Origin of the sequence: Psychroflexus longus, assembly GCF_020164595.1 — a bacterium.
Lineage (GTDB): Bacteria > Bacteroidota > Bacteroidia > Flavobacteriales > Flavobacteriaceae > Psychroflexus > Psychroflexus longus.
Map to the genome: position 1 here is coordinate 182,491 of NZ_JAIQZE010000001.1, position 22,752 is coordinate 205,242.

Genomic DNA, 22,752 nt, shown 5'->3' on the forward strand with positions numbered 1-22,752 from the left:
TTTTTTGGCGTTTGACATGCTGAAGCTAGTGGCACACTTTTAGACAATTTATTTAATATAAAACTAAAAACTTATTAATAATGGCAGTAAACATTAAACCATTGGCAGATAGAGTGCTTGTAGAGCCTCAAGCCGCAGAAACTAAAACAGCTTCTGGAATCATTATTCCTGAAACTGCTAAAGAAAAACCACAACGTGGAAAAGTTGTAGCAGTTGGAAATGGTAAAAAAGATCATGATATGACAGTGAAAGTTGGAGATGTCGTTCTTTATGGAAAGTTTTCAGGAACTGAGCTTAAGCATGATGACAAAGATTACCTCATCATGAGAGAAGATGATATCTTAGCGATCGTATAAAATATAATAACTAACTAAAACTAAATAAAATGGCAAAAGATATAATTTTTGATATTGAAGCAAGAAATGGCGTAAAGCGAGGTGTAGATGCACTTGCAAATGCTGTAAAAGTGACTTTAGGACCTAAAGGTAGGAATGTCATCATTGGCAAATCATTTGGAGCGCCAATGGTAACTAAGGATGGTGTAAGCGTTGCTAAAGAAATAGAACTTGAAGATGCTCTTGAAAATATGGGAGCTCAAATGGTAAAGGAAGTTGCTTCTAAAACCAATGACCTTGCTGGTGACGGAACAACAACAGCAACAGTACTTGCCCAAGCTATTGTAACAGAAGGATTAAAGAACGTTGCTTCAGGAGCAAATCCTTTAGACCTAAAAAGAGGTATTGACAAAGCTGTAGAAGCAGTTGTTGCAGAGTTGGCTAAACAAGCTAAATCTGTTGGTGATACTTCAGAAGAAATTAAACAAGTAGCTTCAATTTCAGCTAATAATGATGACCAAATTGGCGAATTAATCGCTGAAGCTTTTAGCAAAGTTGGTAAAGAAGGAGTCATTACTGTAGAAGAAGCTAAAGGAACTGAAACTTATGTGGATCTTGTAGAAGGAATGCAGTTTGACAGAGGTTTCTTATCTCCTTATTTTGTGACTGACAGCGAGAAAATGACAACCGATCTTGAAAATCCATACATTTTACTTGTGGACAAAAAGATCAATTCCATGAAGGACTTGCTTCCAGTATTGGAACCTGCTGCACAAAGTGGAAAACCATTGTTGATCATCGCAGAAGACATCGAAGGTGAAGCATTAGCAACACTTGTTGTCAATAAATTAAGAGGCTCTCTAAAGATTGCTGCTGTAAAAGCTCCTGGATTTGGAGATCGTAGAAAAGCAATGTTAGAGGATATAGCCATTCTTACAGGCGGAACTGTTATTTCTGAGGAAAGAGGCTTTACATTAGAAAATGCTACCCTGGATATGCTAGGAACGGCTGAAAATGTAACTATCGATAAAGACAATACTACAATTGTAAACGGTGGTGGAGAAAAAGAAAATATTCTTAATCGTGTTAACCAGATAAAAGCACAGGTAGAATCTACAACAAGCGACTATGATAAAGAAAAACTACAAGAACGCTTAGCAAAACTTGCTGGAGGTGTTGGAGTACTTTACGTTGGAGCAGCTTCAGAAGTGGAGATGAAAGAGAAAAAAGACCGGGTAGATGATGCACTTCACGCAACTCGTGCTGCAGTAGAAGAAGGTATTGTCGCTGGTGGTGGCGTAGCCTTAATAAGAACTTTAAAAGCTTTAGAAGGCCTAAAAGTAGAAAACGCAGACGAACAAACTGGTATTAACATCATCGCTAAAGCCATAGAATCCCCTATGAGAACTATAGTTGAAAATGCAGGTGGAGAGGGCTCTGTTGTCATCAATAGAGTGTTGGAAGGCAAACTAGGTTACGATGCCAAAACCAATACCTTTGTAGACATGCTTAAAGCAGGTATTATAGACCCTAAAAAAGTCACGCGTATCGCTTTAGAAAACGCAGCTTCTGTTGCAGGAATGATTCTAACTACAGAATGCGCTCTTGTGGACATAAAGGAAGACGATAATGGTGGCGGCGGAATGCCACCAATGGGCGGCGGAATGCCAGGAATGATGTAAAATCACCCATACAGAATTCATACTAAGCCGTTTCTTTCATTAGAAGCGGCTTTTTTATTTGGAGCTTTTCCAGCTTTCCGCTTGTATTCCTCAACCCAAGAAAATTTGGGTTTGCGGGATACCGCTGCAATCTGGGCTAGGGTACTCATTGTAAAACATTGATTTCTTTACAACCATTTTTTAAATATAAAATACCTGTTCACATAAGAATCCCAGATTTAACTGCACATTTTTTGAAAGCTTAGTATATTTAAGCCAAAATATAAACACATGAAAAAAATAGTAACACTACTTCTCGTCTTTGCATCATCTTACGCTTTCTCTCAATCTGTAGACTTCAACGTAGATGAAACCGTAATAACGAATCATGAGGTTACCATCAATGGTAAAAAATTAAATTATACTGCAGAAACTGGCATGCAACCTGTTTGGAATAAGCAAGGTGAACCAATAGCCGGTTTACAGTTCACCTATTATAGCAGAGGAGACCAGGGCTCCAAGGCATATAAAGAACGCCCTCTAGTTATTTCCTTTAACGGTGGACCAGGCTCTGCTTCAGTCTGGATGCATTTGGCATATACAGGTCCTAGAATATTAAATATAAGTGACGAAGGGTTTCCTGTACAGCCCTACGGCTACAAAGAAAATCCTCATAGCATTTTAGATGTTGCTGACATTGTTTACGTCAATCCAGTGAATACAGGTCATTCAAGACCTATATTGGACGAAAATGGAAATTTTGATAGAAAAACATTTTTTGGTGTAAATCCAGATATTGAATATTTAGCCGAATGGATCAATACATTCGTGAGCAGAAAAGACAAATGGCTTGCTCCAAAATATCTGATTGGTGAAAGCTATGGAACACCCAGAGTTTCCGGATTGTCTAATGAGCTACAAAATTCACATTGGATGTATATCAATGGTGTCATATTGGTATCGCCAACTGAACTTGGTATAGAAAGAGAAGGACCTGTAGAAGTAGCAAATAGACTACCTTATTTTGCTGCAGCTGCCTGGTATCATAATAAACTATCTCCAGAATTACAAAACAAACCTATTCTAGAAATGCTTGATGAAGTTGAAAGCTTCACTATTCAAGAACTGATCCCAGCACTCTCAAAGGGTGGATTTTTAGATACTACCAAAAAAATGGAGATCGTGAAGAAAATGTCTTATTATTCTGGTATAAATGAAAAAGTATTTCTTCAAAATAATTTAGAACTCCCTTTTAATACATTCTGGAAAACTTTGAAAATTGAGGATGGATTTACTGTAGGTCGACTGGACTCAAGATACATGGGATTGGATGCAAAAGAGGCAGGAACCCGCCCAGATTACAATTCAGAATTAACTTCCTGGTTACAATTGTTTACACCAGCCATTAACGATTATTTAAAAAATGAACTCAACTATAAAACAGATTTGAAATACAATATGTTTGGAGATGTTCGCCCTTGGGATAGATCAAATAACAACACAGGTAGAGGTTTGAGACAAGCTATGGCACAGAATCCAAGTATGCAAGTCTTAATTCAATCTGGATTGTTTGACGGAGCTACCACCTACTTCAATGCTAAGTATACCATGTGGCATATTGATGAAAGTGGAAAAATGAAAGACCGACTTCACTTTAAAACTTATGAAAGCGGTCATATGATGTATCTAAGAAAAGAGGATTTAAAAAATGCTAATGATGACATTAGAGAATTCATCAGCAATAGTATTCCTAAAAACAATGCTCCAATCAAATACTAGGTTTTCACATACTCTAGAAAAGTAAAGTCAAATTGATAATGTTCAATTTAAACTCTTGAAAAAGTAATTTTTCAGGAGTTTTTTTACAGTGAAACTGCCATTAATGATAAAAGTCAATAACCCATTTGATCCACATCAGGTCATTAAAAAAGCCTTTCAGAAGAATCTGAAAGGCTTTGTATTTAATTTCTAATAGGATAATTTATTTCACAGTTAAAACCCCATTCATTAAAGCAACGTGGCCAGGAAAACTACAGATATAATCGTACTTCCCTTTAGCAGGTGCTTTAAAAGTGATTTCGGTTTTTTCACCTCCACCAAGCATTTCAGTATGAGTGATGATAGCGTCTGAACCTTCTGGAATATAATCGTTTTCCTTAAATTCTAGTGCTTCTTGACCAAACTCCTGAACATTTGTACCTTCTTTAAGAAGTACGAAATTATGCCCCATTGTCTCCTTAGGCAATTTTCCAACGTGTTCGAAAGTCAAGATTACTTTATCCCCAGCATTGACTACAATTTCATTCTTATTGAATTTCATTTGGTCACTACCCGTTAAATAAACTCTGGTTACACCTTCTTCTTTTTCTTCATTAGGCTTTTCTTGAGTATTTAATTTTATAGAATTCTCTTTTTTCTCTTCTTTTTTGCCATCTCCACCACAACTTATAAGTAGTGTTGTTGAAAGCAATAACATTAAAATCTTTTTCATTATATATTTTTTAAAAATTTACTTAATTATCTTTTATCTAAAGGTTTGAATTCTCTGTGTGTTTCTCCAGTATAAACTTGTCTTGGTCTGCCAATAGGTTCATTGGCAAGACGCATTTCTTTCCACTGTGCAATCCAACCTGGAAGTCTTCCGAGAGCGAACATTACTGTAAACATCGATGTTGGTATTCCAAGAGCTCTATATATAATTCCAGAGTAGAAATCGACATTAGGATAGAGCTTTCTTTCAATGAAATAATCATCATTTAAAGCTACTTCTTCAAGACCTTTAGCAATTTCCAGGATTGGATCATCAATACCTAATTTTTCTAAAACATCATCAGCTGCTTTTTTGATGATTTTTGCTCTTGGATCAAAATTTTTGTAAACTCTATGACCAAATCCCATTAGTCTAAATGGATCATTTTTATCCTTAGCTTTCGCCATGAATTTATTTACATCACCACCATCGGCTTGAATAGCCTCAAGCATTTCTATTACAGCTTGATTTGCTCCTCCATGCAATGGTCCCCAAAGTGCAGAAATACCTGCAGAAATTGAAGCATATAAACTCGCGTGAGAAGACCCTACAACTCTTACAGTAGCTGTAGAACAATTTTGCTCATGATCTGCGTGTAATATCAATAACTTATCAAGTGCTTTTGAAATAACTGGGTCCACGTGATACTCTTCAGATGGTACAGCAAACATCATTTTCAAAAAGTTAGAAGGATAATCTAAATTATTGTCAGGATAATTAGCCTTATGACCTACTTTGTTTTTGAAAGCCCATGCTGCCATAGTAGGCATTTTGGCAATCAATCTCATGATGGTTTGATCTACTTCAGCAGCAGATCTGTTTGGGTCTAAAGATTCTGGATAAAAAGCTGTTAACGATGATACTAGAGAACATAAAACTCCCATTGGATGAGAATTCGATGGGAAACCATCAATAATGTTTTTAATATCTTCATGTATTAACGTATGGTATGTGATTTCCTTTTTATAGGATTCTAGAACACTCGCTGTTGGTAGTTCTCCATAAATTAACAGATAGGATACTTCCAAGAAGCTGGCATTCTCAGCTAGATCTTCAATTGAATATCCTCTGTACCTTAATATACCTTTTTCACCATTCAGGTAAGTAATATCACTGGAGGTTGACCCCGTGTTTTTGAAACCTCTATCAAGAGTGATGTAACCCGTAGAAGCTCTAAGAGAACTTATATCAATGGCTTTTTCATTTTCACTACCTGTGATTATCGGGAGTTCAATTTTTTTCCCGTCTAAAATTAATTCTGCTTTATCTGACATTTTGAATATTTTTTATGCAAAATAAGTTTAATAAAAACAATTACAAAATTTAGCTTATTAAATGTATGTGAAGCTATTTAAGAGATACGACGCCTTTCATGACATCAATTTAAGCTTCAAATCATTAAATAAATAGTTCGCAATTCTTAAGTCGTTTTCATTTAAAACCTAAGTCTGGTTAATGTATTATTTTTTTATTTTGAAAGCCTTCATTTTTGGAAAATAAGCATTGTCTCCAAGCTCCTCTTCTATTCTAATTAACTGATTGTATTTAGCCATACGATCACTTCTAGAGGCTGAACCTGTTTTAATCTGACCTGTAGATAGAGCTACTGCTAAATCTGCAATTGTATTATCTTCAGTTTCACCAGATCTGTGTGACATCACTGAAGTGTAACCTGCATTATGAGCAAGGTTTACAGCTGCAATAGTTTCAGTAAGCGTACCGATTTGGTTCACTTTAATCAAAATAGAATTTGCGATATTGTTTGTAATACCTTTTTGTAGACGTTTCACATTAGTCACAAAAAGATCATCTCCGACAAGTTGAACCTTATCACCGATTTTTTCGGTCAATATTTTCCATCCATCCCAATCATCTTCATCCATTCCATCTTCAATGGAAATTATTGGATATTTTTCAGAAAGTTCAGCTAGATAGCTTGCTTGTTCTTCAGAAGACATGGTTTTGGCAGAATCACCTTCAAATTTTTTGTAATTATATTTACCATCTTCATAAAATTCTGCTGCAGCACAATCAAGCGCAATCATTACTTCATCTCCAAATTTATAACCCGCATTTTCGACAGCGAGTTTAATAGAATCCAAAGCATCTTCAGTCCCTTCTAGTTTAGGTGCAAAACCACCCTCATCACCAACAGCGGTACTTAAATTTCTTTCTTTTAAAACCTTTTTAAGGTTGTGGAAAATCTCAGTACCCATCTTCAGAGCATGAGTAAAGTTATCTGCTTTTACTGGCATCACCATAAATTCTTGAAAAGCAATAGGAGCATCACTATGAGATCCTCCATTGATGATGTTCATCATTGGTACAGGAAGCGTGTTTGTAGAAACACCACCTATATATCTGTATAATGGTAAATTTAGTTCGTTTGCAGCAGCTTTTGCAGCGGCAAGAGAAACACCTAAAATGGCATTTGCGCCTAGTTTAGATTTGTTATCAGTTCCATCTAAATCGATCATAATTTGATCAATTTCAGATTGTTCAAAAACTGAAATTCCAAGTAAAGCGTTTGCAATTGTAGTATTCACGTTTTCTGCGGCTTTAAAAACCCCTTTTCCCATATAATCTAAACCACCATCTCTGAGTTCTACAGCTTCATGAACTCCTGTAGAAGCTCCGGATGGAACTGCAAATCTTCCAAGAGTTCCAGTTTCTGTAATAACGTCTACTTCCAAAGCTGGATTACCTCTTGAATCGAATATTTGTCTCGCGTGTATGTCTAAAATTGCACTCATTTTATTTATTTTTTGATTTGTTGCAATTTACGAAATAAAAGCTTATTCAAATCGATTTTAAGGTTATGTATGGATGAGCACGTTTAGCTAAAACGATATAGTTGATTTAAAGAACTGTGTAAAATTTGAATATTAATCTCATACAATGTGAAGTTAAATTATGAATGTAAAAAAACCAAGTGGCTTTTTCTTACGTACATTTAAATAACATATAAAAAAATGTCATGAAAAATTTAAAATTACAATTAGTCTTAGTTATGAGTGTTTTAGTAACCACTCTTTCTTACGCTCAAAACAAAATGGTAGGTGGAGCAGAAATGTATCCTACAAAAAACATTGTTGAAAATGCCCTAAATTCCAAAGATCACACGACTTTGGTGGCCGCAGTGAAAGCGGCAGAACTTGTTGAAACGTTATCAAGTGATGGCCCTTTTACAGTATTTGCTCCTACAAATTCGGCTTTTGGAAATCTTCCAGAAGGTACTGTTGAATCTCTTTTGAAGCCAGAAAACAAAAAACAACTTCAAACGGTATTGACTTACCATGTCATTGCAGGGAAATTCAACGCTGCAGATGTTGTTAGTGCTATTAAAAAAGGGGATGGAAAAGCAGAGCTGAAGACAGTGAGTGGCGGAATTCTTATAGCAATGCTTGATGGTAAAAATGTAAAAATTGAAGACTCTAAAGGCAATGTTGCAACTGTAACTATTGCAGACGTTAATCAATCCAATGGAGTGATTCATGTTATTGATACCGTATTATTACCATAATAGATTTCAAAATGAAATAAAAAGTGGGCATTTGCCCACTTTTTTTATGCTTCAACTTTTTGTTTATACATCATATCAAAAAAATCATCGAAGAGATAAGTAGCGTCGTTTGGTCCAGGACCAGCTTCAGGGTGGTATTGAACCGAAAAACAAGGTTTGCCTTTGATACGGATACCCGCAACAGACTCATCGTTCAGGTGTTGATGTGAAATTTCAACTCTGGAATTATTAACAGTAGAATCTTTATCTATAGTAAATCCATGATTTTGAGAGGTGATCTCACTTTTGCCTGTTTTGAGATTCTGTATAGGATGATTGATACCTCGATGTCCATTATGCATCTTGAGCGTTGGGATATCCATAGCAAGTGCAATAATTTGATGACCTAAACATATTCCAAAAGTAGGAACTTCATTTTTAATACACTTTTTTGCCAGTTCAATAGCCGAAGCCAAAGGTTCTGGATCTCCAGGACCATTGGAAATAAGAACTCCATCAGGATTCCAGTCCATAAGATCTTCAAAAGTAGAATCGTAAGGAAATACTTTTACAAATGCACCTCTTCCGGTGAGCCTTCTTAATATGTTTTTCTTAGTACCAAGATCAAGAACAGCTACTTTGTGATCAGAAAGTTTGTCTCCAAGTGAATAGGGGTCTTTTGTAGAAACTTTAGAAGCCAATTCAAGTCCTTTCATAGAAGGATGCTGAGATAACTCATTTTGCAATGCCTCGATGTTATGAATATCTGTAGACATGATTGCATTCATTGCACCATGCTTTCTAATATGAGAAACAAGAGCTCTAGTATCGACATCAAAAACAACAGGTAAATGTGCATCTTTTAGAAAATCTTCAAGAGTCTGGGCAGAATTTACCCTAGAAGGTGTGAATGAAAAGTTTTTACAAATCAAACCAGATATTTTAACCGAATCCGATTCGCTTTCATCTGAATTTACACCGTAGTTACCAATATGTGCATTGGTAGTGACCATGATTTGGCCGAAATAAGATGGGTCTGTAAATATCTCTTGATATCCAGTCATCCCGGTATTAAAACAAATTTCCCCCATCCGATTGGAAGTAAAAGGTTCAGTGGTCTTGCCATGAAAGACAGTTCCATCGGCAAGCAATAATACTGCGGGTGTTTTTAAGTTATATTTCATAGGTGTAGATATAAAAAAAGGATAAACTAATTAAAGTTTATCCTTTTGATTGAATTAAATATGTGATGTGTATTAAGCCTCATCAGTTTTAGTTTCAGAATCGTTTGAAGTTTCTGCTTGGTCTTCTACTTTTACTTTCTTACCAGCTCTTCTAGTTGATTTCTTCTTAGCTTGTTTCTTACCTGGTGTGTAAACATCATTAAAGTCAACAAGTTCTATCATTGCCATTTCAGCAGCATCACCAAGCCTGTTTCCCAACTTAATGATACGTGTATAACCACCTGGACGCTCTCCAACTTTAGGAGCAACCTCTCTAAAAAGTTCAGCAACCATATATTTATCTTTTAGTTTAGAAAAAACCAAACGACGATTATGAGTTGTATCTAATTTAGATTTAGTGATTAATGGCTCTACAAATGTTCTAAGAGCTTTAGCCTTAGCCACGGTAGTATTTATTCTTTTATGCTCAATTAGGGAACAAGCCATATTAGAAAGCATTGCTTTTCTATGTGAGGATGTTCTCCCTAAGTGATTAAATTTCTTTCTATGTCTCATGATTAATGTATTTTGAGCTTAACAAAAGTTAGTCTTTGTCAAGTTTATATTTTGAGAGATCCATTCCAAAGTCAAGACCTTTATTTTCTACAAGTTCTTCTAGTTCAGTAAGTGATTTTTTACCAAAGTTTCTAAACTTCATTAAATCACTTTTGTTATGAGATACTAAATCACCTAAAGTTTCAACTTCAGCAGCTTTCAAGCAGTTAAGTGCTCTTACTGAAAGATCTAAATCTACCAACTTAGACTTAAGTAATTGTCTCATATGTAGAGACTCTTCATCATATGTCTCAGCTTGAGACATTTCTTCAGTTTCTAAGGTTATTCTCTCATCTGAAAATAACATGAAATGATGAATAAGAGTTTTTGCAGCTTCTGTAAGTGCATCTTTAGGATGAATAGAACCATCACTGCTAATTTCGAATATCAGTTTTTCGTAGTCAGTTTTTTGCTCAACTCTAAAGTTCTCGATGCTGTACTTTACATTTTTTATTGGAGTAAAAACAGAATCAGTAAAAATTGTACCAATAGGAGCTTTTGAAGTTTTGTTTTCTTCAGCAGGAACATATCCTCTGCCTTTTTGAACAGTGAGTTCAAGATTGAGAGATACTTTCTTATCCATCGTACAAATTTCAAGATCTGGATTTAAGATATCAAAACCTGTAAGGTATTTTTGAAAATCTCCAGCAGTCATTTTTTCATTACCAGAGAAAGAAATAGAAACGGTCTCGTTATCTACATCTTCTGCTCTTTTTTTGAATCTGATTTGCTTTAGATTTAAGATGATTTCAGTAACATCTTCAACAACTCCCTCAATTGTAGAGAATTCATGATCAACACCTTCGATTCTCACAGATGTGATTGCAAAACCTTCTAATGATGATAACAAGACTCTACGTAAAGCGTTTCCTACTGTTAGACCGTAACCAGGTTCTAATGGTCTAAATTCGAAAGTGCCCTCAAAATCGGTAGAATCGATCATGATCACCTTATCGGGCTTTTGAAAATTAAATAATGCCATAAATTTGAGTGTTGTCAGTTATTATTTAGAGTATAATTCGACGATGAATTGCTCATTGATTTTTTCAGGAATCTGAGATCTTTCAGGAATATTTACAAGTGTACCTTGCATTTTCTCGCTATTCCAGGTCATCCATTCATGAACAGATTTGCTATTTGAAAGAGATTCTTGGATTACATTAAGAGATTTTGATTTCTCTCTTATTCCAACAACATCATTTGGTTTTACTTGGTAAGATGGTATGTTTACTAACTCGCCATTTACAGTAATATGTTTGTGTGAAACCAATTGTCTTGCAGCACTTCTTGAAGGTGCAATACCTAGACGATACGCAACGTTATCTAATCTTGATTCACATAATTGAAGCAAAATCTCACCAGTAATTCCTTGAGATCTAGTTGCTTTTTTAAACATATTACGGAATTGCTTTTCTAGAATACCATAAGTATATTTTGCTTTTTGCTTTTCCATAAGCTGAACAGCGTACTCAGACTTCTTGCCTCTTCTTCTGTTATTTCCATGCTGTCCAGGAGGGTAATTTCTTTTTTCGAAAGATTTGTCGTCTCCAAAAATGGATTCTCCAAATTTTCTAGCTATTTTGGTTTTAGGACCGGTATATCTTGCCATTGTTATGTATTTATTATTTTTCTATTATGAATTAAGGTCTTATCCTTCGATAATAGTAATGATTGATTTATAATAATTAGACTCTTCTACGCTTAGGAGGTCTACATCCATTGTGAGGTATAGGTGTTACATCTATAATCTCTGTAACTTCAATACCTGAATTATGTAAAGATCTGATTGCAGATTCTCTTCCGTTTCCAGGACCTTTAACATATACTTTTACTTTACGCAAACCTGCTTCGTGTGCAACTTTACCTGCATCTTCAGCAGATAATTGTGCAGCATAAGGAGTGTTCTTCTTACTACCTCTAAAGCCCATCTTACCTGAAGATGACCAAGAAATAATATCACCATTCTTGTTTGTCAATGAAACAATGATATTATTAAAAGAGGCAGAAATATGAGCTTCGCCATATGCATCTACAACTACTTTACGCTTTTTTGTTGTTGACTTTGCCATTTTAATTATTATTTAGTTACCTTTTTCTTATTAGCAACTGTTTTTCTTCTTCCTTTTCTAGTACGGGAGTTGTTTTTAGTTCTTTGACCTCTTAATGGAAGTCCAGATCTATGTCTTATTCCTCTGTAGCAACCAATATCCATTAATCTCTTAATGTTAATTTGTACTTCAGATCTTAACTCACCTTCTATTGTGAATTTACCAACAGCTTCTCTAATTTTTCCGATTTGATCATCATTCCAATCAGAGACTTTGATACTTTCGTCTACTCCGGCTTCACTAAGGATTCTTTGAGCTCTGCTCTTTCCGATACCGAAGATATAGGTTAAAGCTATAACTCCGCGTTTTTGTTTTGGTATATCTACACCTGCAATTCTAGCCATAATTATCCTTGTCTTTGTTTAAATTTAGGATTCTTTTTGTTGATGACATAAAGACGTCCTTTTCTACGAACTATCTTACAGTCAGCACTTCTCTTTTTTATTGATGCTCTTACTTTCATAGTAATTAATATCTATAAGTTATACGAGCCTTTGATAAATCATAAGGACTCATTTCTAATTTTACTTTATCCCCTGGTAAAAGTTTAATGTAGTGCATTCTCATTTTACCAGATATATGAGCTGTAACTATGTGCTCATTTTCGAGTTCTACTCGAAACATTGCATTGGACAATGCTTCAATAATAGTTCCATCTTGTTCTATAGAGGGTTGTTTTGCCATAATTATGCTACTGCTTTTCTATTTTTTCCAGATTTCATTAATCCATCATAATGTCTATTCAATAAGAAAGAATTTACTTGTTGGATAGTATCTATCGCCACACCTACCATGATTAAAAGTGAGGTACCTCCAAAAAATAAGGCCCATCCTTGTTGAACATTTAAAAGTGAAACTACAATTGCTGGAAAAACAGCAATGATTGCTAAGAATACTGAACCTGGCAATGTGATTTGTGACATAATTCTATCCAAATACTCAGAGGTTTCGGATCCAGGTCTTATACCGGGAACAAAACCACCACTTCTTTTTAAGTCTTCTGCCATTTTATTGGTTGGAACCGTTATCGCTGTATAAAAATAAGTAAAAACTATTATCAATACACCAAAAACTAGATTGTACCAAAAACCAAACATATCTTGAAAAGCAGCTGTAATACCTTGTGCCATTTCAGTGTCGGACAATCCGGCAACAGCGGCAGGTATAAACATAATAGCCTGAGCAAAAATAATTGGCATAACACCAGAAGCATTTAATCTCAAAGGAATAAACTGTCTAGCACCCCCAACTGAAGCTTTCTCATACTTTCCTGAAGCATTTTTTCTAGCATACTGTACAGGTATTTGCCTAACAGCTCTAACTAACATAACAGATGCTAAGATGATAACGAACCAGATTACTAATTCAATAAGAATTAAAATTAATCCACCATTAGATTCAGTCACTCTGGAAATAAATTCTTGAATAAAAGCCTGTGGTAATGTTGCTATAATACCTACCATTATCAACAAGGAAATCCCGTTACCGATTCCTTTATCAGTAATCTTCTCACCTAACCACATTGCAAAAATACACCCGGTGGTAAGAATGATAACAGATGAAGCAACAAACGTAAAAGTACTGTCCATTAAAAATGCCGACGATGGCAAAATATTATACAAATTAATGATATAACCAGGACCTTGTACTAAAGTAATAGCAATAGTTAACCATCTAGTAATTTGAGTAATCTTTTTCCTTCCACTATCACCTTCTTTTTGAAGCTTTTGAAGATAAGGAATTGCTATTGTCATCAATTGCACGACAATTGAAGCAGATATATAAGGCATAATTCCTAATGCAAACACTGAAGCATTAGAAAATGCACCACCTGTAAAAGCGTTCAATAAACCAAGAATTCCACCATCAGTTTGAGATGACAAGCTAGCTAGCTGAGCTGCATCGATACCAGGCAAAACGATTTGAGCACCAAATCGATAAACCAGTAATAAACCTAAGGTGAGAAGAATTCTGTTTTTTAATTCTTCTATTTTCCAAATATTCTTTAATGTTTCAAAAAACTTCATAAGGTGATTAGTTAAATAGTGATAGCTTCTCCACCAGCTGCTTCAATTGCAGATTTAGCTGAAGCAGAAAATTTGTGTGCAGAAACTTTCAATTTTGCTTTCAATTCACCTCTACCTAAAACTTTAAGAGGTAAGTTTTTATTGACTTGATCCATCGCATGTAAAGTACCAAAATCAACAGAATCAGAAATTAATTTATGGTCTACTAATTCTTGTAAACGATCTAAATTGATAGTCTGATATTCAACTCTGTTAGGATTGGTAAATCCAAATTTAGGAACACGTCTTTGCAAAGGCATTTGACCACCTTCAAATCCTATTTTTCTGGAATAACCAGAACGGGACTTGGCACCTTTATGTCCTCTACCAGCAGTTCCACCATTACCAGTCGCCTCACCTCTACCGAGTCTTTTGGATGTGGTTTTAACGGAACCTTTGGCAGGTTTTAAATTGTGTAATTCCATAGTATTAATTTATTTCTTGTACAGAAACTAAATGTTTCACTTTATTAATCATACCCATCAATGAATCTGAAACTTCAAACTCATTAGACTGGCCGATTTTTCTCAAACCCATCGCTTCTAAAGTAAGCTTTTGGTTTTTTGGACGCTTTATAGCGCTCTTGGTTTTAGTAACTTTAATTTTAGCCATAATAAGGGTCTTAACCATTAAATAATTTCTCGAGGGTAATTCCTCTTTGCTTAGCAATTTGCTCTGCACCTCTTAATTTTAAAAGGGCATCGAAAGTTGCTTTAACCATGTTGTGTGGGTTAGATGAACCTTGATTTTTAGAAAGTACATCATGCACACCAACAGATTCCAATACCATACGAGTTGGTCCACCAGCAATAACACCAGTACCTTCAGATGCAGGCAACAAGAAAACTCTCGCTCCACCATACTTACCTAACTGCTCATGTGGCAATGTAGATTTATGTAATGGAATTCTAACTAAGTTTTTCTTAGCATCTTCAACAGCTTTAGAAATAGCATCAGCAACCTCTTTGGATTTACCTAAACCATGTCCTACTACACCGTTTTCATCACCTACAACAACAATAGCAGAAAAACCAAATGCTCTACCACCTTTTGTAACTTTCGTAACACGTTGAACTCCAACTAGACGATCTTTAAGATCGAGTCCACCTGGTTTTACTGTTTCAACATTTTTATAATCTTGATACATATATTAAAATTTTAAGCCTCCTTTACGAGCACCTTCGGCTAATGATTTTACTCTACCGTGATATAAATAACCACTTCTATCAAAAGAGATTGAGTCAATTTTTTTATCTAATGCTTTTTTAGCAATAGTTTCACCAACAATAATTGAAGCCTCAGACTTCGTTTTATTAGTGACATCAATATCTTTATCTCTTGAGGATGCTGAAGCTAGAGTAACTCCATTAACATCATCAATCAATTGCGCATAGATTTCATTATTACTTCTAAACACGGAAAGCCTTGGCTTAACCGGTGTACCAGTAATTGTTTTTCTTACACGCTTGCGTATCTTAAGTCTTCTTTTTTCTTTAGAAAATCCCATAATTAAGCTGATTTACCTGCTTTTCTTCTTATATATTCACCTACGTATCTGATACCTTTTCCTTTGTAAGGCTCAGGTCGTCTAAATGAACGAATTTTAGCAGCTACTTGTGAAACAAGTTGTTTGTCAAATGACGATAATTTAATGATTGGATTCTTACCTTTTTCTGAGATTGTTTCCAATTTTACTTCGGGTGCCAAATCTATAACAATGTTGTGAGAAAAACCAACAGCGATATCTAATTTTTGACCTTGATTTGATGCTCTATAACCAACACCTACAAGTTCCAATTCTTTAGTAAAGCCTTCAGTAACTCCTTCGATCATATTGTAAACAAGAGATCTGTACAAACCATGCTTGGCTTTGTGCGTTTTCTTATCAGAAGGTCTCTCAAAAAGAATTTCATTGTCCTCTATTTTGATTGTAATCTCACTGAAAGTTTGTGTTAACTCCCCAAGCTTACCCTTCACTGTAATAGTATCATCTTTTAAATCAACTGTGACGCCTTCTGGAATACTAACTGGACTATAACCTATTCTTGACATAATTTTTGTCTTTTTATATTAGTATACGTAACAAAGGATTTCACCTCCAACGTGTTCTCTCTGTGCTTGCTTTCCTGTCATTACCCCTTTTGAAGTAGATACGATTGAAATACCAAGTCCGTTAAGAACTCTAGGAATTTCATCGGAACCGGAATACTTTCTTAAACCTGGCTTACTTACTCTCTGTAATTTTTTAATTACAGGATCGTTTGTAAACTTGTCATATTTTAAAGCTATCTTGATAATACCTTGAGTATCATCATCGATAAACTTATAGCTTAAGATATAGCCTTGATCGAACAATATTTTTGTGATCTCCTTTTTTAGGTTAGAAGCCGGTATTTCGACAACTCTATGAGAAGCCAAAACTGCGTTTCTAACTCTAGTTAAATAATCTGCAACTGGATCAATATTCATTTTATTGCATTTTTAAATTAATTACCAACTTGCTTTTTTAACCCCTGGGATGAGACCTTGATTAGCCATTTCTCTAAACATTACTCTAGAGAGACCAAATTGTCTCATGTATCCTTTTGGTCTACCTGTAAGCTTACATCGGTTATGCATTCTCACAGGAGAAGCATTCTTAGGTAGTTTTTGTAAAGCTTCAAAATCTCCAGCTTCTTTCAAAGCTTTTCTTTTTTCAGCATATTTTTCAACCGTTTTCTGGCGTTTCACCTCACGGGCTTTCATTGATTCCTTTGCCATAATTATTTCTTTTTAAATGGTAATCCCAATTCAGTCAACAAAGATTTTGCTTCTTGATCAGTTTCAGCTGAAGTCACAAAACTTATATCCATTCCTGAGATTCTATTTACTTTATCAATGTTAATTTCAGGAAAAATAATCTGCTCAGTAATACCAAGGTTGTAGTTTCCTCTACCATCGAATCCATCTGGATTGATACCGTTGAAATCCCTTACTCGAGGTAATGCTGAAGTTATTAGTCTATCCAAAAATTCATACATTCTATAACCACGAAGAGTCACTTTAACACCAATTGGCATTCCCTTTCTTAATTTGAAAGAAGCAACATCCTTCTTTGATATAGTCTGAACAGCTTTCTGGCCAGTTATTGTAGAAAATTCTTCAATAGAGTGATCTATTAATTTTTTATCTGCAATTGCTGCACCAACACCCCTACTCAATACTATTTTCTTGAGTCTTGGAACTTCCATAGTATTGGAATAACTAAACTCTTCACGAAGAGCTGGAAGTATTTTACTGTTATATTCTTCTTTTAATCTTGGTACGTAACTCATAATTAAATCACTTCATTTGTTTTCTTAGCAACTCTTACTTTTTTGCCATCTTCTATTTTAGTTCCAAGTCTTGTAGTTTTACCATCTTTAGTGATAAGGGACAAGTTTGAAACATGAATAGGAGCTTCTTTTTTAGTAATTCCACCTTGTGGATTTGTTGCAGAGGGCTTTTGGTGTTTAGAAATCATATTGACTTCTTCGACTATTGCCTTATCTTTTTTTACAAGTATATCTAATACTTTGCCTTCTTTTCCTTTATGATCACCAGCAATTACTCTTACTTGATCACCTTTTTTAATTCTACTTCTTTTCATCATGATAGATTTAAAGCACCTCAGGTGCAAGTGAAACAATTTTCATAAACTGATTTTCACGAAGTTCTTTGGCAACTGGTCCAAATACACGTGTACCTCTCATTTCTCCAGTAGGATTTAATAAAACACAGGCGTTGTCATCGAAGCGAATGTAAGAGCCATCAGGACGTCTTACTTCTTTACTTGTTCTTACAACTACGGCTGTAGATACAGCACCTTTCTTTATATTACCGTTTGGAGTAGCTTCTTTAACGCTGACTACAACTTTATCGCCAACCGAAGCATATCGTCTATTCGTACCACCTAGGACACGGATAACTAAAACTGATTTAGCACCAGTATTGTCTGCTACTCTTAATCTTGATTCTTGTTGTACCATAGTTATTTAGCTCTTTCAATTATATCAACCAATCTCCAGCGCTTTGTTTTGCTGAGAGGTCTAGTCTCCATAATTCTTACTGTATCACCGTCATTGCAGTCATTCTTTTCATCATGCGCAACGTACTTTTTCGTTTTCAAAACGAACTTACCATACATTGGATGCTTTATTTTCTTGACTTCAGAAACGACAATGGATTTATCCATTTTGTTGCTAGTCACAACACCGATACGTTCTTTTCTTAAATTTCTTTTTTCCATTGTAAGTAGAATTAATCTAATTCTCTTTTATTGATTTCGGTAGCGATTCTCGCAACTGTTCTTCTGACTTTTTGAATTTCAGAAGGATTTTCTAAAGGAGAAAGTACATGAGTCATTTTCAATTCAGACAACTTAGTCTGCTGGTTTGTCAATTCTTCGTGCAATTCTTCTACCGAAAGCTCTTTTACTTCAGATTGTCTCATCTTTATTTATTCTTGATAATCTCTAGCGACTATAAATTTTGTTTTAACAGGTAATTTTTGGGCGGCTAATCTCAAAGCTTCTTTTGCAACAGCTTGAGGTACACCACCAATTTCAAATAAAATACGACCTGGCTGTACTACAGCTGCCCAATATTCTACTGAACCTTTACCTTTACCCATACGGACTTCAAGAGGCTTCTTGGTTATAGGCTTATCTGGAAATATTTTGATCCAAATAGAACCTTCCCTTTTCATGTAACGCGTTGCTGCGATACGTGCAGCCTCAATTTGTCTTGCAGTAACAAAAGAAGAATCTAAAGATTTGATTCCAAAAGTTCCATTAGAAAGTCTGTGGCCTCTTTGCGAGACTCCTTTCATACGTCCCTTTTGCTGCTTACGAAATTTTGTTCTTTTTGGCTGTAACATCTCTTATCTTAATCTTTAATGATTATTTTCTACGACGTGCTTTAGGTCGTCTCGCTTTTCCTTTAGTCTCATTTTTAGCTAAGCCAACTAATGGAGATAGCTCACGCTTTCCATAAACTTCACCTTTCATGATCCATACTTTGATACCCAATCTACCATAAGTAGTGTGAGATTCAACCAAAGCATAATCAATGTCAGCTCTAAAAGTAGACAAAGGAATTCGTCCTTCTTTATAAGTTTCAACTCGAGCCATTTCAGCTCCATTTAAACGTCCAGATACCTGAATCTTAATTCCCTCAGCATTCATTCTCATAGCTGCCGCGATAGCCATTTTGGTAGCTCTCCTATAAGAAATCCTGTTTTCAACTTGTCTAGCCACACTGGTAGCCACAAGATGCGCATCTAATTCGGGTCTTTTGATTTCAAAAATATTTACCTGAACTTCCTTATCCGTAATTTTTTTAAGCTCTTCTTTCAACTTGTCTACCTCTTGGCCACCTTTCCCGATAATGATACCTGGTCTAGCAGTAGTGATAGTAACGGTTACAAGCTTAAGAGTACGCTCAATAATTACGCGCGAAACACTAGCTTTAGTTAAACGTGCATGGATATACTTTCTAATCTTGTAGTCTTCTGCAAGATTATCACCGTAATCGTTGCCTCCGTACCAGTTGGATTCCCATCCTTTAATGATACCGAGTCTGTTACCGATTGGATTTGTTTTTTGTCCCATAGTCTATCTAGCTTTCAGTGTTATTTTTTTCTCCTAGTATAAGAGTGACATGATTGGAACGCTTACGTATTCTGTGAGCACGACCTTGTGGTGCTGGACGTAGACGTTTTAACATACTGCCACTATCAACTTTAATCTCTTTTATAAAAACTCCAGCTTGCTCAAGATCTGCATCTTCGTTCTTAGCCTGCCAGTTAGCAATAGCAGAAAGAAGTAATTTCTCCAATCTACCTGAAGCCACCTTAGTGCTAAACTTTAATATTTGCAAAGCATAACCAACATCCTTACCTCTCACCAAATCAGCAACAAGTCTCATTTTACGTGGAGATGTTGGACAGTTATTCAATTTTGCAATAGCAAGTTGACTTTTCTGTTCCTTAAGCATTTCTGCTCTATTTCTTTTTCTTACTCCCATTGTTCAATTATTTTTTTCCTTTATTCTTGGAACCTTGGTGACCTCTGAAAGTACGAGTTGGAGAAAATTCCCCAAGTTTATGACCTACCATGTTTTCTGTTACAAAAACAGGTACGAATTGTCTTCCATTGTGCACACCAAAAGTCTGACCAACGAAATCAGGAGTAATGGTGGATGCTCTTGACCATGTTTTAATCACAGATTTTTTACCTGAATCAAGGTTTTGAGCAACTTTTTTATCTAATTTATAATGGACAAAAGGTCCTTTCTTTAATGAACGTGCCATATCTTATTTCTTTTTACGCTCTATGATGTGCTTATTACTAGACTTCGTCTTAGAACGTGTTTTATAACCTTTAGCAGGTATACCGTTTCTTGATCTTGGATGACCTCCTGAAGATTTACCTTCACCACCACCCATTGGGTGATCGACGGGATTCATTACTACAGGTCTTGTTCTAGGTCTTCTTCCTAACCATCTGCTTCGACCAGCTTTTCCTGATATTGTCAATTGGTGATCACTATTGGATACTGCACCAACTGTAGCTATACAGGAAGATAATACCATTCTAGTTTCTCCAGATGGAAGTTTGATTGTTACATACTTACCATCTTTTGCCATCAATTGAGCAAAAGTACCAGCACTACGAGCCATAACTGCTCCTTGTTCTGGTCTTAGTTCAACACATGATATGATAGTACCAAATGGTATCTGGGATAATGGCATTGCATTACCAATTTCAGTTGGAACCTGTGAGCTGCCAGATATAATTTTTTGACCTACTTTAATTCCGCTAGGTGCAATAATATATCTTTTCTCACCATCTTCATAATGTAACAAAGCGATGAATGCTGTTCTGTTTGGATCATACTCTACAGTCATAACTTCAGCTTGGATATCTTTTTTATCCCTTTTGAAGTCAATAATCCTGTAACGCTTCTTGTGACCACCACCAATGTAGCGCATGGTCATCTTTCCTGAATTATTTCGTCCACCGGAACGTTTGCGAGAGGCAAGCAAAGATTTCTCTGGCTTGCTTGCAGTAATAGCATCAAAGCCATTAGCCACTTTAAATCGTTGTCCTGGTGTGTTTGGTTTTAGTTTTTTAACCGACATGTTTTAAGCTTATAGATTACTATACAAATCAATTGTTTCTCCTTCAGCTACTTTTATAATAGCTTTCTTGTACGCAGAAGTTTGACCTGTTACCATACCCGTTTTTGTATAACGAGATTTGATTTTAGGGATAACATTAAGTGTACGTACTTTTTCTACCGTAACGCCATAAGCTGACTCAACTGCCTCCTTAATTTGGATTTTGTTGGCATTACGATCTACGACAAATGAAAATGCGTTTCTTAGTTCGCTTTCATTTGTTGCTTTCTCTGTAATAATTGGTTTTACCAAAATGCTCATAGCTACTATTTGTTGAGATTATTTTGTAATTCTTCTAATCTGCTTTCAGTAATTAATAAAACAGTGCTATTTAAAATATTGTAAGTGTTTAATTCTGAGACATTTACAACTTTAGCAGATTTCAAATTACGGGACGACAAATATACGTTTTTATTCGACTCATCCAAGACAAGTAGAGATTTTTTATCTCTAATGTTCAGATTATCAAGAACATTAAGAAACTCTTTTGTTTTGGGTGCTTCGAAACCAAAATCTTCGACAATCATCAATTGATTGTTCTTTAATTTTTGTGACAAAACAGTTTTTCTAGCCAATCTCTTCAACTTCTTATTCAGCTTAAAGTGATAGTCTCTTGGTCTTGGACCAAAAACTCTACCACCACCTTTGAAGATAGGAGATTTAATACTACCAGCACGAGCAGTACCCGTACCTTTTTGTTTCTTTATCTTTCTTGTACTACCAACAATCTCAGCTCTTTCTTTAGCTTTGTGAGTTCCTTGACGCTTATTAGCTAAATGCTGCTTAACATCAAGATATACTACGTGATCGTTAGGTTCCAATCCGAAAACAGATTCTGAAAGTTCTACCTCTCTACCTGTTTCCTTTCCTTTTATATCTAAAACTGATACTTTCATTACTTCTGAATAGTTACATAAGTGTTATTATGACCAGGAATACATCCCTTGATCACGATCAAGTTCTTTTCCGGAACAACTTTCAACACTTTTAGATTTTGTACTTTTACTTTTACATTTCCCATTTGTCCACCCATTTTCATTCCTTTGAAAATACGAGCTGGATATGAGGCAGCACCAACAGAACCAGGAGCTCTTCCCATACTTTGCTGTCCGTGAGTTCTCTCAGAACCTGCAAAGCCATGACGTTTTACAACCCCTTGGAATCCTTTTCCTTTAGATGTAGCACTAACGTCTACAAATTCGTTTTCTTTAAATAAGTCTACAGTGATATGATCACCTAACTTATACTCTTCTTTGAATCCTTGGAATTCCATGACTTTACGTTTGACAGAAGTACCAGCTTTCTTAAAGTGACCTAAGTCTGCTTTTGTGGCATTTTTGTCTGATTTGTCATCGAAACCAAGTTGAAGCGCTTCATACCCGTCAACCTCGTTGGTTCTGACTTGGGTAACTACACATGGACCAGCTTCTATAACAGTACAAGGGATGTTTTTCCCGTTCTCGTCGAAGAGACTAGTCATGCCGATTTTTTTTCCTATTAACCCAGACATAATTAATTTTTGATTATTACTATTTATCTAAAAAAAATTCAGGACAAAAAACACTTCATCCT

The 22,752-nt window shown here is 35.5% G+C and carries 37 protein-coding genes; 4 read left to right on the top strand and 33 right to left on the bottom strand.

Features of this window, described 5'->3' with window-relative positions:
• The first annotated feature begins 80 nt into the window (after window positions 1-80).
• Together LB452_RS00825 and groL are read left to right on the top strand one after the other, a co-directional pair.
• Window positions 81-356, top strand: coding sequence for a co-chaperone GroES (locus tag LB452_RS00825; RefSeq protein WP_224453504.1), 276 nt, complete (start codon window positions 81-83; stop codon window positions 354-356).
• A 29-nt stretch (window positions 357-385) separates the two neighbouring features.
• Entirely contained in the window at window positions 386-2,017 is a 1,632-nt protein-coding gene (gene groL / locus LB452_RS00830; RefSeq protein WP_224459834.1) for a chaperonin GroEL, read from the top strand.
• Between the two features lie 17 nt (window positions 2,018-2,034).
• Here the strand turns inward: groL and LB452_RS13520 are convergent, their stop codons facing one another.
• On the bottom strand, window positions 2,035-2,166 hold the full coding sequence (locus tag LB452_RS13520) for a hypothetical protein (RefSeq protein ID WP_262902939.1): 132 nt from the start codon (window positions 2,164-2,166) through the stop codon (window positions 2,035-2,037).
• Window positions 2,167-2,287: 121 nt separating this feature from the next.
• On the opposite strand from LB452_RS13520, the gene LB452_RS00835 reads away from it, so the two are divergent.
• Window positions 2,288-3,775: a S10 family peptidase gene (locus LB452_RS00835; RefSeq protein ID WP_224459835.1), complete on the top strand. Its 1,488-nt coding sequence runs from the start codon at window positions 2,288-2,290 to the stop codon at window positions 3,773-3,775.
• Between the two features lie 202 nt (window positions 3,776-3,977).
• On the opposite strand, the gene LB452_RS00840 is transcribed toward LB452_RS00835, so the two are convergent.
• The 3 genes from LB452_RS00840 to eno all read right to left on the bottom strand — a co-directional run bounded on the left by LB452_RS00840 (window position 3,978) and on the right by eno (window position 7,279).
• Entirely contained in the window at window positions 3,978-4,487 is a 510-nt protein-coding gene (locus LB452_RS00840) for a plastocyanin/azurin family copper-binding protein (protein ID WP_224459836.1), read from the bottom strand.
• A gap of 26 nt (window positions 4,488-4,513) precedes the next feature.
• Complete coding sequence (locus LB452_RS00845) at window positions 4,514-5,800, bottom strand: citrate synthase (RefSeq protein ID WP_224459837.1); 1,287 nt, start codon at window positions 5,798-5,800, stop codon at window positions 4,514-4,516.
• 186 nt (window positions 5,801-5,986) lie between these two features.
• On the bottom strand, window positions 5,987-7,279 hold the full coding sequence (gene eno, locus LB452_RS00850) for a phosphopyruvate hydratase (RefSeq protein WP_224459838.1): 1,293 nt from the start codon (window positions 7,277-7,279) through the stop codon (window positions 5,987-5,989).
• A 224-nt stretch (window positions 7,280-7,503) separates the two neighbouring features.
• On the opposite strand from eno, the gene LB452_RS00855 reads away from it, so the two are divergent.
• Window positions 7,504-8,049: a fasciclin domain-containing protein gene (locus tag LB452_RS00855; protein WP_224459839.1), complete on the top strand. Its 546-nt coding sequence runs from the start codon at window positions 7,504-7,506 to the stop codon at window positions 8,047-8,049.
• Between the two features lie 44 nt (window positions 8,050-8,093).
• Here LB452_RS00855 and carA read toward each other — a convergent pair whose 3' ends face one another.
• From carA to rplC, 29 genes are all read right to left on the bottom strand, one after another.
• Window positions 8,094-9,212, bottom strand: coding sequence for a glutamine-hydrolyzing carbamoyl-phosphate synthase small subunit (gene carA / locus LB452_RS00860; protein WP_224459840.1), 1,119 nt, complete (start codon window positions 9,210-9,212; stop codon window positions 8,094-8,096).
• Window positions 9,213-9,284: 72 nt separating this feature from the next.
• Window positions 9,285-9,767, bottom strand: a complete 483-nt coding sequence (rplQ, locus tag LB452_RS00865) for a 50S ribosomal protein L17 (RefSeq protein ID WP_224453496.1) — start codon at window positions 9,765-9,767, stop codon at window positions 9,285-9,287.
• Between the two features lie 28 nt (window positions 9,768-9,795).
• Window positions 9,796-10,788, bottom strand: coding sequence for a DNA-directed RNA polymerase subunit alpha (locus LB452_RS00870; protein ID WP_224459841.1), 993 nt, complete (start codon window positions 10,786-10,788; stop codon window positions 9,796-9,798).
• A gap of 21 nt (window positions 10,789-10,809) precedes the next feature.
• Window positions 10,810-11,415, bottom strand: coding sequence for a 30S ribosomal protein S4 (rpsD, locus tag LB452_RS00875; RefSeq protein ID WP_224453494.1), 606 nt, complete (start codon window positions 11,413-11,415; stop codon window positions 10,810-10,812).
• 76 nt (window positions 11,416-11,491) lie between these two features.
• A complete protein-coding gene (gene rpsK / locus LB452_RS00880) occupies window positions 11,492-11,875 on the bottom strand; it encodes a 30S ribosomal protein S11 (protein ID WP_224459842.1) in 384 nt (127 codons plus the stop codon).
• Between the two features lie 8 nt (window positions 11,876-11,883).
• Entirely contained in the window at window positions 11,884-12,258 is a 375-nt protein-coding gene (gene rpsM, locus LB452_RS00885) for a 30S ribosomal protein S13 (RefSeq protein ID WP_224459843.1), read from the bottom strand.
• A 2-nt stretch (window positions 12,259-12,260) separates the two neighbouring features.
• A complete protein-coding gene (ykgO, locus tag LB452_RS13610; RefSeq protein WP_015361145.1) occupies window positions 12,261-12,377 on the bottom strand; it encodes a type B 50S ribosomal protein L36 in 117 nt (38 codons plus the stop codon).
• A gap of 5 nt (window positions 12,378-12,382) precedes the next feature.
• Complete coding sequence (gene infA, locus LB452_RS00895) at window positions 12,383-12,598, bottom strand: translation initiation factor IF-1 (protein ID WP_093364570.1); 216 nt, start codon at window positions 12,596-12,598, stop codon at window positions 12,383-12,385.
• Window positions 12,599-12,600: 2 nt separating this feature from the next.
• Entirely contained in the window at window positions 12,601-13,941 is a 1,341-nt protein-coding gene (gene secY, locus LB452_RS00900; protein ID WP_224459844.1) for a preprotein translocase subunit SecY, read from the bottom strand.
• 11 nt (window positions 13,942-13,952) lie between these two features.
• Entirely contained in the window at window positions 13,953-14,405 is a 453-nt protein-coding gene (gene rplO / locus LB452_RS00905) for a 50S ribosomal protein L15 (RefSeq protein ID WP_224459845.1), read from the bottom strand.
• A 4-nt stretch (window positions 14,406-14,409) separates the two neighbouring features.
• Complete coding sequence (gene rpmD / locus LB452_RS00910; RefSeq protein WP_093364563.1) at window positions 14,410-14,592, bottom strand: 50S ribosomal protein L30; 183 nt, start codon at window positions 14,590-14,592, stop codon at window positions 14,410-14,412.
• 10 nt (window positions 14,593-14,602) lie between these two features.
• Window positions 14,603-15,127: a 30S ribosomal protein S5 gene (gene rpsE / locus LB452_RS00915; RefSeq protein ID WP_019039505.1), complete on the bottom strand. Its 525-nt coding sequence runs from the start codon at window positions 15,125-15,127 to the stop codon at window positions 14,603-14,605.
• A gap of 3 nt (window positions 15,128-15,130) precedes the next feature.
• On the bottom strand, window positions 15,131-15,487 hold the full coding sequence (gene rplR, locus LB452_RS00920; RefSeq protein ID WP_224459846.1) for a 50S ribosomal protein L18: 357 nt from the start codon (window positions 15,485-15,487) through the stop codon (window positions 15,131-15,133).
• A gap of 2 nt (window positions 15,488-15,489) precedes the next feature.
• Window positions 15,490-16,032: a 50S ribosomal protein L6 gene (rplF, locus tag LB452_RS00925; RefSeq protein ID WP_224459847.1), complete on the bottom strand. Its 543-nt coding sequence runs from the start codon at window positions 16,030-16,032 to the stop codon at window positions 15,490-15,492.
• An 18-nt stretch (window positions 16,033-16,050) separates the two neighbouring features.
• Entirely contained in the window at window positions 16,051-16,449 is a 399-nt protein-coding gene (rpsH, locus tag LB452_RS00930) for a 30S ribosomal protein S8 (RefSeq protein WP_224459848.1), read from the bottom strand.
• A gap of 21 nt (window positions 16,450-16,470) precedes the next feature.
• The gene (gene rpsN, locus LB452_RS00935) at window positions 16,471-16,740 is read right to left on the bottom strand and encodes a 30S ribosomal protein S14 (protein WP_224453487.1); all 270 of its coding nucleotides are present in this window, start codon (window positions 16,738-16,740) and stop codon (window positions 16,471-16,473) included.
• 2 nt (window positions 16,741-16,742) lie between these two features.
• Window positions 16,743-17,294 (bottom strand): 50S ribosomal protein L5, encoded by a 552-nt coding sequence (rplE, locus tag LB452_RS00940; RefSeq protein ID WP_224459849.1) that lies wholly within the window; start codon window positions 17,292-17,294, stop codon window positions 16,743-16,745.
• 2 nt (window positions 17,295-17,296) lie between these two features.
• Window positions 17,297-17,608 carry a 50S ribosomal protein L24 gene (rplX, locus tag LB452_RS00945; protein WP_224459850.1) on the bottom strand — a complete coding sequence of 104 codons (312 nt, stop codon included), beginning with the start codon at window positions 17,606-17,608 and terminating at the stop codon, window positions 17,297-17,299.
• 10 nt (window positions 17,609-17,618) lie between these two features.
• Window positions 17,619-17,987, bottom strand: coding sequence for a 50S ribosomal protein L14 (gene rplN / locus LB452_RS00950; protein WP_019039498.1), 369 nt, complete (start codon window positions 17,985-17,987; stop codon window positions 17,619-17,621).
• A gap of 2 nt (window positions 17,988-17,989) precedes the next feature.
• Window positions 17,990-18,247 (bottom strand): 30S ribosomal protein S17, encoded by a 258-nt coding sequence (gene rpsQ, locus LB452_RS00955; protein ID WP_019039497.1) that lies wholly within the window; start codon window positions 18,245-18,247, stop codon window positions 17,990-17,992.
• A gap of 11 nt (window positions 18,248-18,258) precedes the next feature.
• On the bottom strand, window positions 18,259-18,450 hold the full coding sequence (gene rpmC, locus LB452_RS00960) for a 50S ribosomal protein L29 (RefSeq protein WP_224459851.1): 192 nt from the start codon (window positions 18,448-18,450) through the stop codon (window positions 18,259-18,261).
• Between the two features lie 6 nt (window positions 18,451-18,456).
• On the bottom strand, window positions 18,457-18,876 hold the full coding sequence (gene rplP, locus LB452_RS00965; protein ID WP_224453483.1) for a 50S ribosomal protein L16: 420 nt from the start codon (window positions 18,874-18,876) through the stop codon (window positions 18,457-18,459).
• 22 nt (window positions 18,877-18,898) lie between these two features.
• Complete coding sequence (gene rpsC / locus LB452_RS00970) at window positions 18,899-19,609, bottom strand: 30S ribosomal protein S3 (RefSeq protein WP_224453482.1); 711 nt, start codon at window positions 19,607-19,609, stop codon at window positions 18,899-18,901.
• A 7-nt stretch (window positions 19,610-19,616) separates the two neighbouring features.
• Window positions 19,617-20,024, bottom strand: coding sequence for a 50S ribosomal protein L22 (rplV, locus tag LB452_RS00975; protein ID WP_224459852.1), 408 nt, complete (start codon window positions 20,022-20,024; stop codon window positions 19,617-19,619).
• Between the two features lie 7 nt (window positions 20,025-20,031).
• The gene (rpsS, locus tag LB452_RS00980; RefSeq protein WP_224459853.1) at window positions 20,032-20,310 is read right to left on the bottom strand and encodes a 30S ribosomal protein S19; all 279 of its coding nucleotides are present in this window, start codon (window positions 20,308-20,310) and stop codon (window positions 20,032-20,034) included.
• A 3-nt stretch (window positions 20,311-20,313) separates the two neighbouring features.
• The gene (gene rplB, locus LB452_RS00985; protein WP_224459854.1) at window positions 20,314-21,141 is read right to left on the bottom strand and encodes a 50S ribosomal protein L2; all 828 of its coding nucleotides are present in this window, start codon (window positions 21,139-21,141) and stop codon (window positions 20,314-20,316) included.
• Between the two features lie 9 nt (window positions 21,142-21,150).
• The gene (gene rplW / locus LB452_RS00990) at window positions 21,151-21,441 is read right to left on the bottom strand and encodes a 50S ribosomal protein L23 (protein WP_093364523.1); all 291 of its coding nucleotides are present in this window, start codon (window positions 21,439-21,441) and stop codon (window positions 21,151-21,153) included.
• Window positions 21,442-21,446: 5 nt separating this feature from the next.
• Entirely contained in the window at window positions 21,447-22,076 is a 630-nt protein-coding gene (gene rplD, locus LB452_RS00995; protein ID WP_224459855.1) for a 50S ribosomal protein L4, read from the bottom strand.
• Window positions 22,076-22,690 (bottom strand): 50S ribosomal protein L3, encoded by a 615-nt coding sequence (rplC, locus tag LB452_RS01000; protein ID WP_224459856.1) that lies wholly within the window; start codon window positions 22,688-22,690, stop codon window positions 22,076-22,078. Before rplC ends, rplD begins: the two co-directional genes overlap by 1 nt.
• Window positions 22,691-22,752 lie beyond the last annotated feature (62 nt).

Bases quoted from the DNA above. Each gene is read 5' to 3' on its own strand.
- LB452_RS00825 (WP_224453504.1), top strand. From the start codon at position 81: ATGGCAGTAAACATTAAACCATTGGCAGATAGAGTGCTTGTAGAGCCT.
- groL (WP_224459834.1), top strand. From the start codon at position 386: ATGGCAAAAGATATAATTTTTGATATTGAAGCAAGAAATGGCGTAAAG.
- LB452_RS13520 (WP_262902939.1), bottom strand. From the start codon at position 2,166: ATGAGTACCCTAGCCCAGATTGCAGCGGTATCCCGCAAACCCAAATTT.
- LB452_RS00835 (WP_224459835.1), top strand. From the start codon at position 2,288: ATGAAAAAAATAGTAACACTACTTCTCGTCTTTGCATCATCTTACGCT.
- LB452_RS00840 (WP_224459836.1), bottom strand. From the start codon at position 4,487: ATGAAAAAGATTTTAATGTTATTGCTTTCAACAACACTACTTATAAGT.
- LB452_RS00845 (WP_224459837.1), bottom strand. From the start codon at position 5,800: ATGTCAGATAAAGCAGAATTAATTTTAGACGGGAAAAAAATTGAACTC.
- eno (WP_224459838.1), bottom strand. From the start codon at position 7,279: ATGAGTGCAATTTTAGACATACACGCGAGACAAATATTCGATTCAAGA.
- LB452_RS00855 (WP_224459839.1), top strand. From the start codon at position 7,504: ATGAAAAATTTAAAATTACAATTAGTCTTAGTTATGAGTGTTTTAGTA.
- carA (WP_224459840.1), bottom strand. From the start codon at position 9,212: ATGAAATATAACTTAAAAACACCCGCAGTATTATTGCTTGCCGATGGA.
- rplQ (WP_224453496.1), bottom strand. From the start codon at position 9,767: ATGAGACATAGAAAGAAATTTAATCACTTAGGGAGAACATCCTCACAT.
- LB452_RS00870 (WP_224459841.1), bottom strand. From the start codon at position 10,788: ATGGCATTATTTAATTTTCAAAAGCCCGATAAGGTGATCATGATCGAT.
- rpsD (WP_224453494.1), bottom strand. From the start codon at position 11,415: ATGGCAAGATATACCGGTCCTAAAACCAAAATAGCTAGAAAATTTGGA.
- rpsK (WP_224459842.1), bottom strand. From the start codon at position 11,875: ATGGCAAAGTCAACAACAAAAAAGCGTAAAGTAGTTGTAGATGCATAT.
- rpsM (WP_224459843.1), bottom strand. From the start codon at position 12,258: ATGGCTAGAATTGCAGGTGTAGATATACCAAAACAAAAACGCGGAGTT.
- ykgO (WP_015361145.1), bottom strand. From the start codon at position 12,377: ATGAAAGTAAGAGCATCAATAAAAAAGAGAAGTGCTGACTGTAAGATA.
- infA (WP_093364570.1), bottom strand. From the start codon at position 12,598: ATGGCAAAACAACCCTCTATAGAACAAGATGGAACTATTATTGAAGCA.
- secY (WP_224459844.1), bottom strand. From the start codon at position 13,941: ATGAAGTTTTTTGAAACATTAAAGAATATTTGGAAAATAGAAGAATTA.
- rplO (WP_224459845.1), bottom strand. From the start codon at position 14,405: ATGGAATTACACAATTTAAAACCTGCCAAAGGTTCCGTTAAAACCACA.
- rpmD (WP_093364563.1), bottom strand. From the start codon at position 14,592: ATGGCTAAAATTAAAGTTACTAAAACCAAGAGCGCTATAAAGCGTCCA.
- rpsE (WP_019039505.1), bottom strand. From the start codon at position 15,127: ATGTATCAAGATTATAAAAATGTTGAAACAGTAAAACCAGGTGGACTC.
- rplR (WP_224459846.1), bottom strand. From the start codon at position 15,487: ATGGGATTTTCTAAAGAAAAAAGAAGACTTAAGATACGCAAGCGTGTA.
- rplF (WP_224459847.1), bottom strand. From the start codon at position 16,032: ATGTCAAGAATAGGTTATAGTCCAGTTAGTATTCCAGAAGGCGTCACA.
- rpsH (WP_224459848.1), bottom strand. From the start codon at position 16,449: ATGAATATTGATCCAGTTGCAGATTATTTAACTAGAGTTAGAAACGCA.
- rpsN (WP_224453487.1), bottom strand. From the start codon at position 16,740: ATGGCAAAGGAATCAATGAAAGCCCGTGAGGTGAAACGCCAGAAAACG.
- rplE (WP_224459849.1), bottom strand. From the start codon at position 17,294: ATGAGTTACGTACCAAGATTAAAAGAAGAATATAACAGTAAAATACTT.
- rplX (WP_224459850.1), bottom strand. From the start codon at position 17,608: ATGAAAAGAAGTAGAATTAAAAAAGGTGATCAAGTAAGAGTAATTGCT.
- rplN (WP_019039498.1), bottom strand. From the start codon at position 17,987: ATGGTACAACAAGAATCAAGATTAAGAGTAGCAGACAATACTGGTGCT.
- rpsQ (WP_019039497.1), bottom strand. From the start codon at position 18,247: ATGGAAAAAAGAAATTTAAGAAAAGAACGTATCGGTGTTGTGACTAGC.
- rpmC (WP_224459851.1), bottom strand. From the start codon at position 18,450: ATGAGACAATCTGAAGTAAAAGAGCTTTCGGTAGAAGAATTGCACGAA.
- rplP (WP_224453483.1), bottom strand. From the start codon at position 18,876: ATGTTACAGCCAAAAAGAACAAAATTTCGTAAGCAGCAAAAGGGACGT.
- rpsC (WP_224453482.1), bottom strand. From the start codon at position 19,609: ATGGGACAAAAAACAAATCCAATCGGTAACAGACTCGGTATCATTAAA.
- rplV (WP_224459852.1), bottom strand. From the start codon at position 20,024: ATGGGAGTAAGAAAAAGAAATAGAGCAGAAATGCTTAAGGAACAGAAA.
- rpsS (WP_224459853.1), bottom strand. From the start codon at position 20,310: ATGGCACGTTCATTAAAGAAAGGACCTTTTGTCCATTATAAATTAGAT.
- rplB (WP_224459854.1), bottom strand. From the start codon at position 21,141: ATGTCGGTTAAAAAACTAAAACCAAACACACCAGGACAACGATTTAAA.
- rplW (WP_093364523.1), bottom strand. From the start codon at position 21,441: ATGAGCATTTTGGTAAAACCAATTATTACAGAGAAAGCAACAAATGAA.
- rplD (WP_224459855.1), bottom strand. From the start codon at position 22,076: ATGAAAGTATCAGTTTTAGATATAAAAGGAAAGGAAACAGGTAGAGAG.
- rplC (WP_224459856.1), bottom strand. From the start codon at position 22,690: ATGTCTGGGTTAATAGGAAAAAAAATCGGCATGACTAGTCTCTTCGAC.